The organism is Pseudomonas sp. yb_2, assembly GCF_043103905.1.
GTDB lineage: Bacteria > Pseudomonadota > Gammaproteobacteria > Pseudomonadales > Pseudomonadaceae > Aquipseudomonas > Aquipseudomonas alloputida.
In genome coordinates this window covers 130,761-144,402 of sequence record NZ_JBICKH010000052.1, presented here as the reverse complement: position 1 = coordinate 144,402, position 13,642 = coordinate 130,761, and the positions used below count along the sequence as shown (strand labels likewise).

The following is a 13,642-nucleotide window of genomic DNA, read 5'->3' as shown; positions in this document are numbered from 1 at the left end:
TGCACGGTTCTCGCGGCAGTTTTGCTACCGGTCCGTTGCTCCCTGAAAAGTCGCCGATGATTCAGAGCAAGACGGGATCATTCAAGAGTGGCCCAGCACGACTAATTACGCTTCTTTATGTAAGCAGCCACCTCCATCCATGCGTCGGCAGCTACGGCGGAAGCCTCGCGACCTTTGTCGGTCAGCGTGTAAACCTTTCGGCCTCGACCGGCGACCGTCTCGCTTTGGACTGTAACGTAACCGCCTTGCTCAAACTCGCGGAGGACGGGGTAAATCGTGCCTTCGGTAGGGGCGCAGCATCCGTGAGTAGTCCCTTCGACTTCACGAGCGATTTCGTAACCGTGCATGGGGCGCTCGTGCAACACGCTCAGAATGAAGAACTTGGAAAGGCTCATTTTGATGATGCCGTTCCAGTACATTCGATCGGTGTAATCAATCACAGGTTTGGATGCCTTCGTGGGTTCTGTTGTTGATTTGGTCATGGTTGAAATTCTATCCAATGGCTTTCAGTGAGCCAGAAAATCCGCTGTCCAGGCACGACATTTCGTCGGCAACGGATAAAAATACCCGGCTATACCTTGATGGGCAATGTATCTGCTTGTACTATGCATTGACCATCAATGCATAGGCCGATTGGGCCTCTTGCAATTCAGTGAGGCATCATTTCATGAGTAACTCGACGACTGACATTTCGACCCTACAAGCCCCTAATTTGAAGGAAGAGGCGTTTGATTCTTCGATTGCTGACAAGCTTGAAGCTCGTCAGCCGATGAGTCACCCACCTCGAATTCTAATGCTTTACGGATCCTTGCGAGAACGCTCCTACAGCCGCTTAGTGACTGAGGAGGGTGCTCGGATACTGCGCAAGCTTGGGGCTGAAGTACGTATCTTTGATCCGGCAGGCCTGCCGCAGCCTGACACGGCTTCTCCTGATCACCCTAAGGTCAAAGAGCTGCGAGAGTTGTCCTTGTGGTCTGAGGGACAGGTTTGGTGCAGCCCTGAACGTCACGGCAACATGACTGGGATTTTTAAAACCCAGATCGACTGGCTGCCTCTTTCCGAAGGAGCTGTACGTCCTTCTCAGGGCAGAACATTGGCCGTGATGCAGGTCAGCGGTGGGGCTCAATCCTTTAACACCGTAAATGCTCTACGGGTTCTGGGACGATGGATGCGTATGGTCACGATCCCGAATCAGTCGTCCGTGCCTCGCGCCCATCAAGAATTCGATGATGCAGGGCGTATGAAGCCGTCGCCTTACTATGACCGCATCGTCGATGTCATGGAGGAGCTGTTCAAATTTACGTTGCTGGTACGTGAACGCTCCGATTATCTGGTGGACAGATATTCTGAACGTGTGGAGCAAGCAGAAGAGCACCAGGCAGCGATTGCTAAAAACCTCGCTGACGCGATGTCAGGAGAGCGCAAATGAAAATTGCCTGGTTGTCTGATCTTCACTTAGTCGTCCCCGGAGGTGACCCCCCTCGGGGGGTTGATCCTGCCTTTAGAGCAAAGCTGTGCCTCGATGATGTACGTGCACACCATGCGGATGCGGACCGCTTGGTCATTACCGGTGACCTCATTCAGCTCCGCCATACAGGTGCATATGGGCTTTTGAAGGAGCTACTGGAGGAAATGCCGATGCCAGCCAGGCTTTTGGTGGGCAATCATGACGATAGGGCCGCGTTCCTCGAGGCCTTTCCAGATATGCCCAACGAGTTTGGATATGTGCAAAGCAGTGAGATGGTCGACGGTCACCAGCTGATTTACCTGGATACAGTCGCCGCGGGTGGCAAGCATCATGGGCAGTTGGACAGTGTACGATTGCAGTGGCTTGATCGAGCACTGGGTCACTGTGACTGCCCGGCCTTACTTTTTATGCATCATCCCCCGACTATGATAGGCATTCCTGCGCTGGATAAAATGCGGCTGAACGAAGGCGATGCGGGGCTACTGGAAATCCTGCACCGCCACTCACATCGGTTGATTCACCTGTTCTGTGGCCATGTGCACCGTAGCATCTCAGGTACGTGGGGTGGCTTTCCCTATGCAGTGATGACGACACCACATGTCGGGTTTGAGTTGGACATGCAACAGCACAAACTCCTACCCGTGGATGAGGCACCGGGCTATGGTGTGATCCAGCGTCTTGATAGCAGCATCATTGTTCATACACAGGTCATCAATGTGGCTGGCTCATCATCGTTTGGTCGGTGAGTGGCAGGTTGGTGGGAGCGCGCGCTATCCTCCGCCGGCGCTCGCTCACCGCATTGGCATGACTGTGTACCCACGTAAACTCATGGGCGGGGCCACAACCACCATGCAATCCGCGCTTTTGCGGGCTAAGACAGTTTTAGTCCTCTAGCGCGATCGCGTGGAGCTGCATCTTCACCCTTTGCGACAGATTCGCGTTTTCTCAGCAGGTGAGCGGAAACCGGCGTATCCGCACCCGCAGAAGCGACCAGACCGAAGCAGCGCATTTCCTGCGTTGACCTGTGTAGTAGAACCGATCCCAGGATGATCTTGCGCGTTGGCAACGCCGGGGCGCTCTGAACTGAGGTAGAGTCACGTCTTGTGAATAGTATGTTTTTATCTGGGGCCCTAATACCAGTACAACAAGAAGCTGCTGCGCGAAATCGACCGCAGGGTGCGATACCTGCGCAAGCGGCTTGAAGATGTGAAAGTGGTGGCGTACTCGCCCGAGCAGGAAGGCAAAGTGTTTTTCGGTGCCTGGGTTGAGATCGAGAACGACGAGGGCGAGACCATGAAGTTTCGCATTGTCGGCTACGACGAGATCTACGGGCGCAACGATTACATCTCGATCGATTCGCCCATGGCCCGTGCCTTGCTGAAGAAGGAGGAGGGTGATGAGGTGGTGGTGCATACACCTACCGGTGAAGCGACCTGGTATGTGAGCAGCATCCGTTACGGCCAGGGCGTCTCGACGGACTGACTGGCCCGTCTTGCGTCAGCTTGAGGCATGTGCTGTCCCGGCAGAAGCGCTGACAGCCAGGTCTCAAGCCTCGCGCAACACCGCCAGCGGGCTGGCATTCAACGCCCGCCGTGTTCCCAGCACCCCAGCACCACCCACCAGCAGTGCCCCCGTCAGCGGCAACACCAGCAGCCACGGGTGCGGGCTCCACTGCAAATCGAAGGCATAGCGGTACAGCACCCAGGTAATCAGTTCGCAGCCCACGGCCGCCAATAGCCCGCTGGCCGCACCCAGCAGGCCGAACTCGATTCGCCGGGCCTTGACCAGCAACGGCCGCGCCGCGCCCAGTGCGCGCAACAGTGCGCCTTGGCGAATGCGTTCGTCCAGCGTGGCCTGCAAGCCGGCGAACAGCACTGCCAGCCCGGCGGCCAGCACGAACAGCAACACATACTCCACCGCCAGGGTTACCTGGGCGAGAATGCTGCGCAGCTGGTCGAGCAAGGCATCCACCTGCAGGATGGTCACCGCCGGAAATGCCCGTGACAGCGCGACGACATCCAGGTCATGCCCCGGTGCCAGGTAGAAGCTGGTCAGGTAAGTGGTCGGCAGCCCCTGCAGCGTGCCAGGCTGGAAGATCATGTAGAAGTTCGGCTGGAAGCTGTCCCAATGCACGTTGCGCAGGCTGCTGACGCGGGCCTGGCGCTGCTGGCCGCCAATATCGAACGTCAGCAGGTCGCCCATCTGCAGTTTCAGGCTGCTGGCCAGTTCCGCCTCCACCGAAACCCCGGGGATATCGTTGTCGGCTGGCAAGGCTGGCCACCAACTGCCTGCGGTCAGCACGTTGCCTTCGGGCAACTCGGCGGCCCAGGTCAGGCTGAGGTCGCGCTGCACGGCGCGCTCGCCTGCCGAGTCCTTGCTGACCACCTGCTGTACCGGTTTTTCGTTGATTTGCACCAGGCGCCCGGGCGTCACCGGGTACAGCGGCGCTGAGGCGGCATTGACCTGGTGCAGGTGTTGAATGAACGGCTCACGGTCATCTGGCAGGATGTTCAGGGCGAAGTGGTTAGGCGCATCCTTGGGTAGCTGTGCTTGCCAGGTATCGAGCAGCTCTGCGCGCAGCAGGGCGACCAAGGCCATGGCCAGCAGTATCAGGCCGAATGCCAGGGCCTGGCCTGCTGCCGCCGTGGGGTGGCGCAATAGCTGGCCCAGCCCCAGGCGCCAGGTGAGTGGCGCACCGGCCAGCAGCTGGCGCAGGCTGCGTAAACCGAGCAACAGCAGGCCGCCGAGCAGAAGTGCAGCGACCAGGCCGCCACCGAGCAGGGCGAAGGTGAGCAGCAGATCGAGGCTCAGGCGCCACATGATCAGGCCCAGGGCGAGCAGGGCGGCGCCGTACACCAGCCAACTGCTCGCAGGTATCGGCAGCAGGTCACGGCGCAGCACGCGCAGTGGCGGCACCTGGCCCAGCGCTGCAATCGGCGGCAGGGCAAAGCCAGCCAGTGCCACCAGCCCGGTACCGATACCTGCCAGCGCAGGAACGATGCCGCCAGCGGGCACCACGCTCGGCAGCAAGCCGTGCAGCAGGCGGAACAGGCCCTGCTGAGCCAGCCAGCCGAGCAAGGCGCCGGCCAGGGCAGCGACCAGGCCGAGCATGGCCAGTTGCAGGCAATACAGGCCCAATGCCTGGTGGCGCGACAGGCCCAGGCAGCGCAGCAGGGCACTGGCGTCCAGCCGGCGTGCAGCATAGCGACTGGCCGACAGTGCCACGGCTACGCCTGCCAGCAATACAGCCACCAGGCTGGCCATGTTCAGGTAGCGTTCGGCTTTGCCCAGCGCGCCGCCGATCTGTTGGTTGCCATCACGGGTGTCACGCAGGCGCTGGTTGGCGGCCAGGTCTTTTTCCACGGCCTGACGATACTGCGCCAGCGCCTCGGCATCGCCGCGCCACAGGTCGCGATAGGTGACCCGGCTGCCGGGCTGGATCACGCCGGTGGCTTCCAGGTCGGCCAGGTTCATCATCACGCGTGGGGTAAGGCTGTAGAAGTTGTTGGCGCGGTCCGGTTCGTAGGTAAGCACGCGGCTCATGCGCAGGTTTTTCATGCCCACGTCGATGCTGTCGCCGATCGCCAGCCCCAGTGCCGCCAACAGGCGCGGTTCGACCCACACTTCGCCAGGGGCAGGGCCGCCGCCGGGTGTTTCTTCGGCATAGGGTGCCAGAGCGCTGCGTACTTGCCCGCGCAACGGGTAGGCGCCGTCGGCAGCCTTTACGCTGGACAGCTGGATGCCATTGTCGCCGCCGACCACGCTGGTGAACTCGACCACGCGTGCATGGCGCAAGCCCAGTGCCTTGCCGGCATCGAGCTGTTGCTCGCGGGCCGGGGCGCTGCCCTGCAGTACCAGATCGGCGCCCAGGAACTCGCTGGCGCGCAGCTGCATGGCGCCGTTGAGGCGGGCGCCGAAATAGCCGATGGCGGTGCTGGCGGCTACCGCCACCAACAGGGCAAAGAACAGCACGCGCACTTCGCTGGCGCGAACATCGCGCAGCAACTGGCGCAGTGCCAGGCCACACAGGCGGGACAGCGGCATACGGCTCACCAGACCTCCATCGGCGCCACAAGGCGGCCCGCGTCCAGGCGGATCTGGCGCCGGCAGCGGCGGGCCAGGCGTTCGTCATGGGTGACCAGCACCAAGGTAGTGCCGCGCTCCTTGTTCAGCTCGAACAACAAGTCGCTGATGCGTTCGCCGGTGTGGCTGTCGAGGTTGCCGGTGGGCTCATCGGCGAACAGCACCGCAGGCTGCGCGGCGAAGGCGCGGGCGATTGCCACGCGCTGCTGCTCGCCGCCCGACAGCTGCCGAGGTGTGTGGCTCAGGCGTTTGCCCAGGCCGACCCGCTCCAGCAAAGTGCGAGCCTGTTCGCGGGCATCGCGGCGGCCGTCCAGCTCCAGTGGCAGCATGACGTTTTCCAGTGCATTGAGGCTGTCGAGCAGCTGGAACGACTGGAACACGAAACCCACATGTTCGGCGCGCACACGGGCGCGTTGGTCTTCATCCAGTGGCCCCAGGTCGTGGCCGGCGAGCACGACATTGCCAGCGCTGGGGCGGTCGAGGCCGGCGAGCAAGCCGAGCAGGGTCGACTTGCCAGAGCCCGAGGCGCCGACGATGGCCAGGCTGTCGCCTTGGGCCAGGTCGAGAGACAGTGCGTGGAGGATGGTAAGGTCACCTTCCGCGCTGGGGACCACTTTGCTAAGGTTCTGCGCAACGAGAATGCTGGGGCTCATGGAGAATCCGATGCGAGTGTGGTGGTTGAGTGCCGGTCTGGCCCTGTATTGCCTGGCCCAGAGCGCAGCGGCAGGAACACTGCTGGTTGTTGGCGATAGTATCAGCGCCGGTTTTGGCCTGGATAGCCGTCAGGGCTGGGTGTCTCTCTTGCAGGCCCGCCTCAGGGACGAAGGTTTTGACGACAAAGTGGTCAATGCTTCGATCAGTGGCGACACCAGCGCAGGTGGCCAGGCGCGGCTGCCGGCGCTGCTTGCAGCACATAAACCGAGCCTGGTGGTGCTGGAGCTGGGCGGCAACGATGGCCTGCGCGGGCAGTCGCCTGCACAATTGCAACAAAATCTTGCCTCGATGATCGAGCATTCGCGTCAGGCAGGGGCCAAGGTGCTGCTATTGGGCATGCGCCTGCCGCCCAATTATGGTGTGCGTTACACCACCGCCTTTGCCAAGGTGTATGAACAGCTGGCAGCGGACAAACAGGTTCCTTTGGTGCCGTTTTTCCTCGAAGGGGTAGGGGGCGTACCTGAACTGATGCAGGCTGATGGCATCCATCCGGCCCAGGGGGCTCAGCAGCGCCTGCTGGAAAATGCCTGGCCAGCGATAAAACCCTTGCTGTGAAGCTTTAAACGGGGGCGCCTTTGGGCTAATGTTGCGCCCCCCGTTTCGAGTGCTCCAAATGCCGCGCCCTGCCTGGTCCCTGTATGCCTATCAACTGATCGAGCCCGACGAGCAGCTCGACCTGTTCGCCTGCCAGGAAAGCCGCGTCCACCTCGTGGCCCGCCAGCTCGAGCTGGGCGTGCCGGTCGACCGTACTTTGTGTGGCGGCCTGCTGCCAGCCCAGCCGCGTTGGTCGGGGGTGCCGCGATCGATCTACCGCGATGGTCGCCTGTGTGAGCTGTGCCGTGCCATCCTCGATGCCCAGCGACGTGGCATGCGTCCGGTGTGGCCAGAGCTGCACGGCAGCTGAACGAAAAGCACCTTTCATCATCTGAAACGCTTGCAACGTGCCAATGCCTCCCGCTTGCATCGGCGCGGGTGTACAATCGATCCTCTTGACCCACCTTTCGAAGGATTTACCGGATGTTGCCGCGCTTTCCTGCCGTCACCCGTAGCCTGTCCCTGGCCGCCCTGCTGGTAGCGGGCCCCGCTGCTGCGCTGGAGCTGCCACTGCCACCGCCCGGTGAAGACATCGTCGGCCAGGTGCATGTGATCAAGGCAAAGTACGAGGACACGTTCGCCGATATCGGCACCGCAAACGACCTCGGCTACCTGGAAATGATTGCCGCCAACCCCGGCGTGGACCCTTGGCTGCCGGGCGCCGGCACCGAGATCATCCTGCCGACCCGTTTCGTCCTGCCGCCGGGCCCGCGCGAAGGCATCGTCATCAACCTGGCCGAGTACCGCATGTACTACTTCCCCAAGGGGGAGAGCGTGGTGTACACCTTCCCGCTGGGCATTGGTCGCGAGGGGTGGGGGTCGCCGATCGCCAACACCAGGATCACCGCCAAGACGCCCAACCCGACCTGGACGCCGCCCGCTTCGATTCGCAAAGAGCACGCCGAGGACGGTGACATCCTGCCGACTGTGGTGCCGGCTGGCCCGGACAACCCGCTGGGGCCGTTCAAGTTCACCTTGGGCGTACCGGGCTACCTGATCCATGGTTCGAACAAGAAGTTCGGCATTGGCATGCGCACCAGTCACGGTTGCTTCCGCATGTTCAACAACAACGTGCTTGAACTGTCGAAGATGGTGCCGGTGGGGACTCCGGTGCGCATCATCAACGAGCCTTACAAGTTCGGTATCAGCGCTGGCAAGGTCTATCTTGAGGCACACACGCCACTGGATGACCAGGGTAACCCGTCGGTTGTCGACAAACACACCGCAGTTATCAATGCCTTGCTCAAGCGTGAAGACCTGGCCAATAACCTACGCATGAACTGGGACATGGTACGTGACGTGGTGGCTGCAGAAGATGGCATGCCGGTAGAAATTGCCGTGCCGGTGGAAAACCAAGGGGCCGCACCGATGGTGTCGAGCATTCCGCCCGAACTGCAGTAAGGTGATTTCGACACACCCAGGCCTGCCTTAGTGCAGGCCTTTTTGTACCTGCTGGCCGCGTTTGTCGGATTCAAAGGCAATAAAAAAGCCGACCCACAAGTGGGTCGGCTTCTTAACAATCCGTGAGGATTATTACTTGCGGCTGGCTTTGTCCAGCATACGCAGAGCGCGCTCGTTGGCTTCGTCAGCGGTCTGCTGAGCCTTCTGAGCGGCTGCCATTGCGTCGTCAGCCTTACGGTAGGCTTCGTCAGCACGAGCTTGAGCGCGAGCTGCTGCGTCTTCAGTCGCAGTCAGACGAGCTTCGGTTTCTTTGGATACGCTGCTGCAACCGGTAGCCAGAACTGCGGCCAGAGCCAGAGCAGAGAATTTCAGAACGTTGTTCATCGTGTTCCCCTTCAAGGACTTTCTATTAAATAGCCATCTCTCAGGAAAGAGAAACTGGCCGGCGTACATAGTACCCATTACTTGTAGTAAGTAAACTGACAGAGCGCAAGAACTGCAAAAAAAATGTTGCTTGACTCCGCGCCGACAAGATTTGCGACGTGTCTGTGAAAAAAATCTGCAGGGTTCGCAAGCGGTTGTGGTACAGGAACTTTTTTGTTGAACTAAGGGTGACTTTAACTGTCGATCAGCGTCTTAAGCCCTAGTACATCCGGTGGCTGTTGGGCGGGCTTGGGAAAGTCGCCTAGGCGGCGGTTTAGCCTTTTTTAACCGCCAGCACCTTGAGCAATCCCGCTTGCGGTGCCTACTATCTTGTCAGTGCCAGACGATCCGAACGATTACAATCGTCCAATGGTCGAAGCGGCAACAGGTGGCGTAGAGGATTCTGTGCCGGATAAACCACCATCGGTTAAGGTAAGGGTCTGCCGAGAAGACCTGCGAGGAGTAGTGATGAGCGAAGCGCTGACCATCCACCATGACCAGGCCGGTCATCAGTTCGAGACCAACGTGGACGGTCATCGTGCCTACTTGACGTACATGGATCTGGGCAAGCAGACGCTGGACATCTATCGCACCTTCGTGCCCAACGCCCTGCGCGGCCGTGGGATCGCTGCCGCCCTGACCGAGCGGGCTCTGGAGTACGCCGAGCAGATGGGGTACACGGTGATCCCGTCTTGCTCATATGTGGAGCGTTACATGGAGCGCCAGCAGCGGCATTCGAGCAAGGCCTGAGCTGACGACAGGCACCAGACACAACAAAAAACGCCGGGCAGTGCCCGGCGTTTTTCATTCCCGCAATGTTCAGCCGCGCTTACGCTGCGGCAGCACATCCTTGAGCTTGGCATGCATGCTGCGCAGGGTTTTCTCGGTAGCCGACCAGTCGATGCAGGCGTCCGTGATCGACACGCCATACTGCAAATCGTCCAGGTTTTTCGGAATGGACTGACAGCCCCAGTTCAGGTGGCTTTCGACCATCAGGCCGATGATCGACTGGTTGCCTTCGAGGATCTGGTTGGCGACGTTCTCCATCACCAGCGGTTGCAGGGCCGGGTCCTTGTTGGAGTTGGCATGGCTGCAGTCGACCATGATGTTGGCCTTGATCTTGGCCTTGGCCAGGTCCTGTTCGCACAGGGCGACGCTGACCGAGTCGTAGTTCGGCTTGCCATTGCCGCCGCGCAGTACCACGTGGCCGTATGGGTTGCCCTTGGTGGTGACGATCGACACGCCGCCTTCCTGGTTGATGCCCAGGAAGCGGTGCGGCTTGGACACCGACTGCAGGGCATTGATGGCAACGGTCAGGCCGCCGTCGGTACCGTTCTTGAAACCCACCGCCGAGGACAGGCCCGAGGCCATCTCGCGGTGTGTTTGCGATTCGGTGGTGCGGGCACCGATGGCCGACCAGCTGATCAGGTCTTGCAGGTACTGCGGCGAAATCGGGTCGAGCGCTTCGGTGGCGGTCGGCAGGCCCATTTCGGCCAGGTCCAGCAGCAACTTGCGGCCGATGTGCAGGCCGTCCTGGATCTTGAACGAGTCATCCAGGTACGGATCGTTGATCAGGCCTTTCCAGCCGACGGTGGTGCGCGGCTTTTCGAAGTACACGCGCATGACCAGGTACAGCGTATCGGACACTTCTTCGGCCAGCACTTTCAGGCGCTCGGCGTATTCGTGGGCTGCCTTGATGTCGTGGATGGAGCAAGGGCCGACCACGACGAACAGGCGATGGTCCTTGCCGTCGAGAATATTGCGCACCACTTCACGGCCGGCAGTCACGGTCTGCAGGGCCTTGGCGCTGAGGGGGATTTCCTTCTTGAGCTGATCAGGGGTGATCAGGGTCTCGTTGGAGGCAACGTTCAAGTCATCGATCGGTAAATCAGCCATCGTGTTACTCGTCAGGTCACGGGTGCCGGCCGCCAACTATCCCCGTGCGGCCCAGCAGCAAGAATAATCGCAGCGGGGAGCCGAACCTTAGCGCGTTACAGATGGCACGACAATGGGCTGAACCCAGTCATTGTGGGGTTTTTACCTGAGCGAGGGTGTTGCGCGCTAATGGGCTGCCCAGCGCGACGTAACCTGTGTAAAAAGAGTGCTGACCCTTTACCTGGAGATTGGCATGCATTCGCACCCCCCTCGCATCGGCATCATCGGCAGTGGCGCCATCGGCGGCTTTTATGGGTTGATGCTGGCCCGGGCCGGTTTCGATGTGCATTTTCTGTTGCGCAGCGAGTACCAGGCCGTTTGTGAGCGCGGGCTGAGCCTGGACAGTGCCGTGCATGGCGCACTGCACATGCGGGTGCAGGCTTACGTCAGTGCCGCTGACATGCCGCCCTGTGACTGGCTCCTGATCGGGGCCAAGGCCACCAGCAACGAGCAGTTGGCACCGTTGATCGTCCAGGCTGCTGCGCCCGGCGCCAAGGTGGTGCTGTTGCAGAACGGCCTGGGTGTCGAGGAGCAGTTGCGTCCGGCCTTGCGCAGCGACATGCACCTGCTCGGCGGCCTGTGCTTCATCTGTGTCAACCGCCAGGCTCCAGGTGTAATCCGCCACCAGGCGCTGGGGGCGGTCAACCTGGGGTATCACAGTGGGCCGGCCTCCGATTGCGGTGTCGCGCTGGTGAATGAAGGCGCCGGGTTGTTCCAGGCTGCGGGGATCGACTCGCAGGCCATGCCGAACCTGGCCTTGGCGCGCTGGCAGAAGCTGGTGTGGAACGTGCCTTACAACGGGCTGTCGGTGCTGCTGGGGGCCAGCACTTCGCCACTGATGGCCGACAGCAATAGTCGCGAGCTGATACAGGCCTTGATGGCCGAGGTGGTGCAGGGGGCGGCAGCCTGTGGCCATGTACTGCCCGCGGGCTATGCCGAGCACTTGTTCCAGGTGACCGAGCGCATGCCCGACTACTGGCCGAGCATGTATCACGACCATGTCCACAAACGCCCGTTGGAGCTGGAGGCCATTTACGCCGAGCCGCTGGCACGCGCACGGGCGGCAGGCTGCAGCATGCCGCGCACTGAAATGCTGTACCAAGCGCTGAGTTTCATCGACTGCAGCGACCGGCCGGCCTGAGGGTGGCCGAGGCTTCGGCGGGGCCCTCCAGCCCACGGCAGCAGCGCGCCGGACGGCAAAGCGAGCGTCCGGCGCGCTGCTAAGCTGAAGCTTGCTCTGCCGCTGCGGCAGTCGAGGAGGTCGAATGATCCGCTCCATGCTGTACGCCACCGACCTCGGTGTCTACGCCCCTTTCGTGATGCAACATGCGCTGGCCCTGGCGCGCACGTTCGGTGCCGAGTTGTATGTGATCCACGCGGTCGAGCCGATGGGCCAGTTCGCCGAATCCCTCCTGCAAAGCTACCTCGATGAGCAGACGCTCGATCAATTGCACAGCCAGGGGGTGAACACGGTGATGGCGAACATAGAGCAGCGTGTACTGGAAAACTTTCGCGACGAGTTGGGCGAAGAGGCTGACCTGGCGGTGATCAAGGCCGTGCGTGTGCGGCAGGGCGACCCGGCGCAGGTGATTCTCGACCAGGCCCAGCGGCTAAGCGTCGACCTGTTGATATTTGGTAGCCACAGTGCCGGTGCCGGGGTGGATGTACCGCTGGGGCGCACGGCGGTGCGGCTGCTGCAGCTGTCGCCGGTGCCGGTGTACATGGTGCCCTTGGCGCAGCATCTGGGGCGTAGGAAAACGTGAAGATAGGTGCAGTCCATTTCCGCGGGCATGTAACAAAATAGTTCTAGATTTATTTCCAGAACCACTAATATAGTTATATATCGTCGCTGCCTGCTGCCGCGGACTCACCGCTGAACCGAGGGAAACCTATGAAGCTTCAACAACTGCGCTACATCTGGGAAGTGGCGCACCATGACCTCAACGTCTCCGCGACGGCGCAGAGCCTGTATACCTCCCAGCCAGGTATCAGCAAGCAGATCCGCCTGCTCGAAGACGAATTGGGTGTTGAAGTCTTTGCCCGCAGCGGCAAGCATCTGACCCGCGTTACCCCGGCCGGTGAGCGCATCATCAATACCGCAGGCGAAATCCTGCGCAAGGTCGAGAGCATCAAGCAGATTGCCCAGGAGTTCTCCAACGAGAAGAAGGGCACGCTGTCCATCGCCACCACCCACACCCAGGCGCGCTATGCGTTGCCGCCGGTTATCAGCAGCTTCATCAAGCAGTATCCGGAGGTGTCCCTGCACATGCATCAGGGTTCGCCCATGCAGATTGCCGAGATGGCTGCGGACGGTACGGTCGATTTCGCCATCGCCACCGAGGCGCTGGAGCTGTTCGGCGACCTGATCATGATGCCGTGCTACAAGTGGAACCGTTGCGTTGTGGTGCCGCAGGGGCACCCGCTGGCCAAGCTGCCGAAACTGACCCTGGAAGCCGTCGCCGAGTACCCGATCGTCACCTACGTGTTCGGTTTCACCGGGCGCTCAAAGCTGGATGAAGCTTTCAATCACCGTGGCCTCACGCCAAAAGTGGTCTTCACCGCGGCTGACGCCGACGTGATCAAGACGTATGTGCGCCTGGGGTTGGGCGTGGGTATCGTTGCCGGCATGGCTGTGGACGCCAAGCTCGACAGTGACTTGGTGGCGCTGGATGCCAGTGAGCTGTTTGAAGCCAGCATCACCAAGATCGGCTTCCGTCGTGGCACCTTCCTGCGCGGCTTCATGTGCGACTTCATCGAGAAGTTTGCCCCGCACCTGAGCCGTGAAGTGATGGCCAAGGCCATTCAGTGCCATAACAAGCAAGAGCTGGAAGAATTGTTCGAAGGCGTCGAACTGCCGGTGCACTGATTCGGGGGTGATGGGGCCGCTGTGGGAGTAACGGCCCTTGCTCAATGTCTAAAAGCTGGCGCGATCCCTGTGGGAGCGGGCTTGCCCGCGAACACGGGCGAAGCCCGTGCCATCCACCGCGGTGTCTTCTTCGCGGGTAAACCCGCTCCTACAGGCCG

The 13,642-nt window shown here is 60.9% G+C and carries 14 protein-coding genes and 1 pseudogene; 10 read left to right on the top strand and 5 right to left on the bottom strand.

Features of this window, described 5'->3' with window-relative positions; genetic code table 11:
* Positions 1-101: 101 nt before the first annotated feature.
* Positions 102-482 carry a PadR family transcriptional regulator gene (locus tag ACF8FB_RS12605; protein WP_210146883.1) on the bottom strand — a complete coding sequence of 127 codons (381 nt, stop codon included), beginning with the start codon at positions 480-482 and terminating at the stop codon, positions 102-104.
* 185 nt (positions 483-667) lie between these two features.
* Here ACF8FB_RS12605 and arsH point away from each other — a divergent pair, with 185 nt between their 5' ends.
* From arsH to greB, 3 genes and pseudogenes are all read left to right on the top strand, one after another.
* Entirely contained in the window at positions 668-1,429 is a 762-nt protein-coding gene (arsH, locus tag ACF8FB_RS12600; RefSeq protein ID WP_210146884.1) for an arsenical resistance protein ArsH, read from the top strand.
* Positions 1,426-2,214, top strand: a complete 789-nt coding sequence (locus ACF8FB_RS12595) for a metallophosphoesterase (RefSeq protein ID WP_392511404.1) — start codon at positions 1,426-1,428, stop codon at positions 2,212-2,214. Before arsH ends, ACF8FB_RS12595 begins: the two co-directional genes overlap by 4 nt.
* A 388-nt stretch (positions 2,215-2,602) precedes the next feature.
* Positions 2,603-2,950, top strand: a pseudogene (greB, locus tag ACF8FB_RS12590) (transcription elongation factor GreB); the annotation flags it as partial.
* A gap of 63 nt (positions 2,951-3,013) precedes the next feature.
* On the opposite strand, the gene ACF8FB_RS12585 reads toward greB, so the two are convergent.
* Entirely contained in the window at positions 3,014-5,521 is a 2,508-nt protein-coding gene (locus ACF8FB_RS12585) for an ABC transporter permease (RefSeq protein ID WP_392510358.1), read from the bottom strand.
* Positions 5,518-6,204 carry an ABC transporter ATP-binding protein gene (locus ACF8FB_RS12580; protein WP_392510359.1) on the bottom strand — a complete coding sequence of 229 codons (687 nt, stop codon included), beginning with the start codon at positions 6,202-6,204 and terminating at the stop codon, positions 5,518-5,520. Before ACF8FB_RS12580 ends, ACF8FB_RS12585 begins: the two co-directional genes overlap by 4 nt.
* A 10-nt stretch (positions 6,205-6,214) precedes the next feature.
* Between ACF8FB_RS12580 and ACF8FB_RS12575 the strand changes: the two genes are divergently transcribed.
* The 3 genes from ACF8FB_RS12575 (at position 6,215) to ACF8FB_RS12565 (ending at position 8,260) form a co-directional block, all read left to right on the top strand.
* Positions 6,215-6,820, top strand: a complete 606-nt coding sequence (locus ACF8FB_RS12575) for an arylesterase (RefSeq protein WP_020192893.1) — start codon at positions 6,215-6,217, stop codon at positions 6,818-6,820.
* Positions 6,821-6,878: 58 nt separating this feature from the next.
* Positions 6,879-7,169, top strand: a complete 291-nt coding sequence (locus ACF8FB_RS12570) for a hypothetical protein (protein WP_014591666.1) — start codon at positions 6,879-6,881, stop codon at positions 7,167-7,169.
* A gap of 113 nt (positions 7,170-7,282) precedes the next feature.
* Complete coding sequence (locus ACF8FB_RS12565; protein WP_019438671.1) at positions 7,283-8,260, top strand: L,D-transpeptidase family protein; 978 nt, start codon at positions 7,283-7,285, stop codon at positions 8,258-8,260.
* A gap of 132 nt (positions 8,261-8,392) precedes the next feature.
* Here ACF8FB_RS12565 and ACF8FB_RS12560 read toward each other — a convergent pair whose 3' ends face one another.
* Positions 8,393-8,644: an Lpp/OprI family alanine-zipper lipoprotein gene (locus ACF8FB_RS12560; protein ID WP_003250288.1), complete on the bottom strand. Its 252-nt coding sequence runs from the start codon at positions 8,642-8,644 to the stop codon at positions 8,393-8,395.
* A 507-nt stretch (positions 8,645-9,151) separates the two neighbouring features.
* Between ACF8FB_RS12560 and ACF8FB_RS12555 the strand changes: the two genes are divergently transcribed.
* Entirely contained in the window at positions 9,152-9,433 is a 282-nt protein-coding gene (locus tag ACF8FB_RS12555) for a GNAT family N-acetyltransferase (RefSeq protein ID WP_003250290.1), read from the top strand.
* Positions 9,434-9,502: 69 nt separating this feature from the next.
* Here ACF8FB_RS12555 and ACF8FB_RS12550 read toward each other — a convergent pair whose 3' ends face one another.
* The gene (locus tag ACF8FB_RS12550) at positions 9,503-10,579 is read right to left on the bottom strand and encodes a 3-deoxy-7-phosphoheptulonate synthase (RefSeq protein WP_014591663.1); all 1,077 of its coding nucleotides are present in this window, start codon (positions 10,577-10,579) and stop codon (positions 9,503-9,505) included.
* 232 nt (positions 10,580-10,811) lie between these two features.
* Between ACF8FB_RS12550 and ACF8FB_RS12545 the strand changes: the two genes are divergently transcribed.
* The 3 genes from ACF8FB_RS12545 (at position 10,812) to cysB (ending at position 13,484) form a co-directional block, all read left to right on the top strand.
* Positions 10,812-11,759 (top strand): putative 2-dehydropantoate 2-reductase, encoded by a 948-nt coding sequence (locus ACF8FB_RS12545; RefSeq protein ID WP_350297629.1) that lies wholly within the window; start codon positions 10,812-10,814, stop codon positions 11,757-11,759.
* Positions 11,760-11,883: 124 nt separating this feature from the next.
* The gene (locus ACF8FB_RS12540) at positions 11,884-12,381 is read left to right on the top strand and encodes a universal stress protein (protein WP_003250295.1); all 498 of its coding nucleotides are present in this window, start codon (positions 11,884-11,886) and stop codon (positions 12,379-12,381) included.
* 128 nt (positions 12,382-12,509) lie between these two features.
* Positions 12,510-13,484 (top strand): HTH-type transcriptional regulator CysB, encoded by a 975-nt coding sequence (cysB, locus tag ACF8FB_RS12535; RefSeq protein WP_392510360.1) that lies wholly within the window; start codon positions 12,510-12,512, stop codon positions 13,482-13,484.
* Positions 13,485-13,642 lie beyond the last annotated feature (158 nt).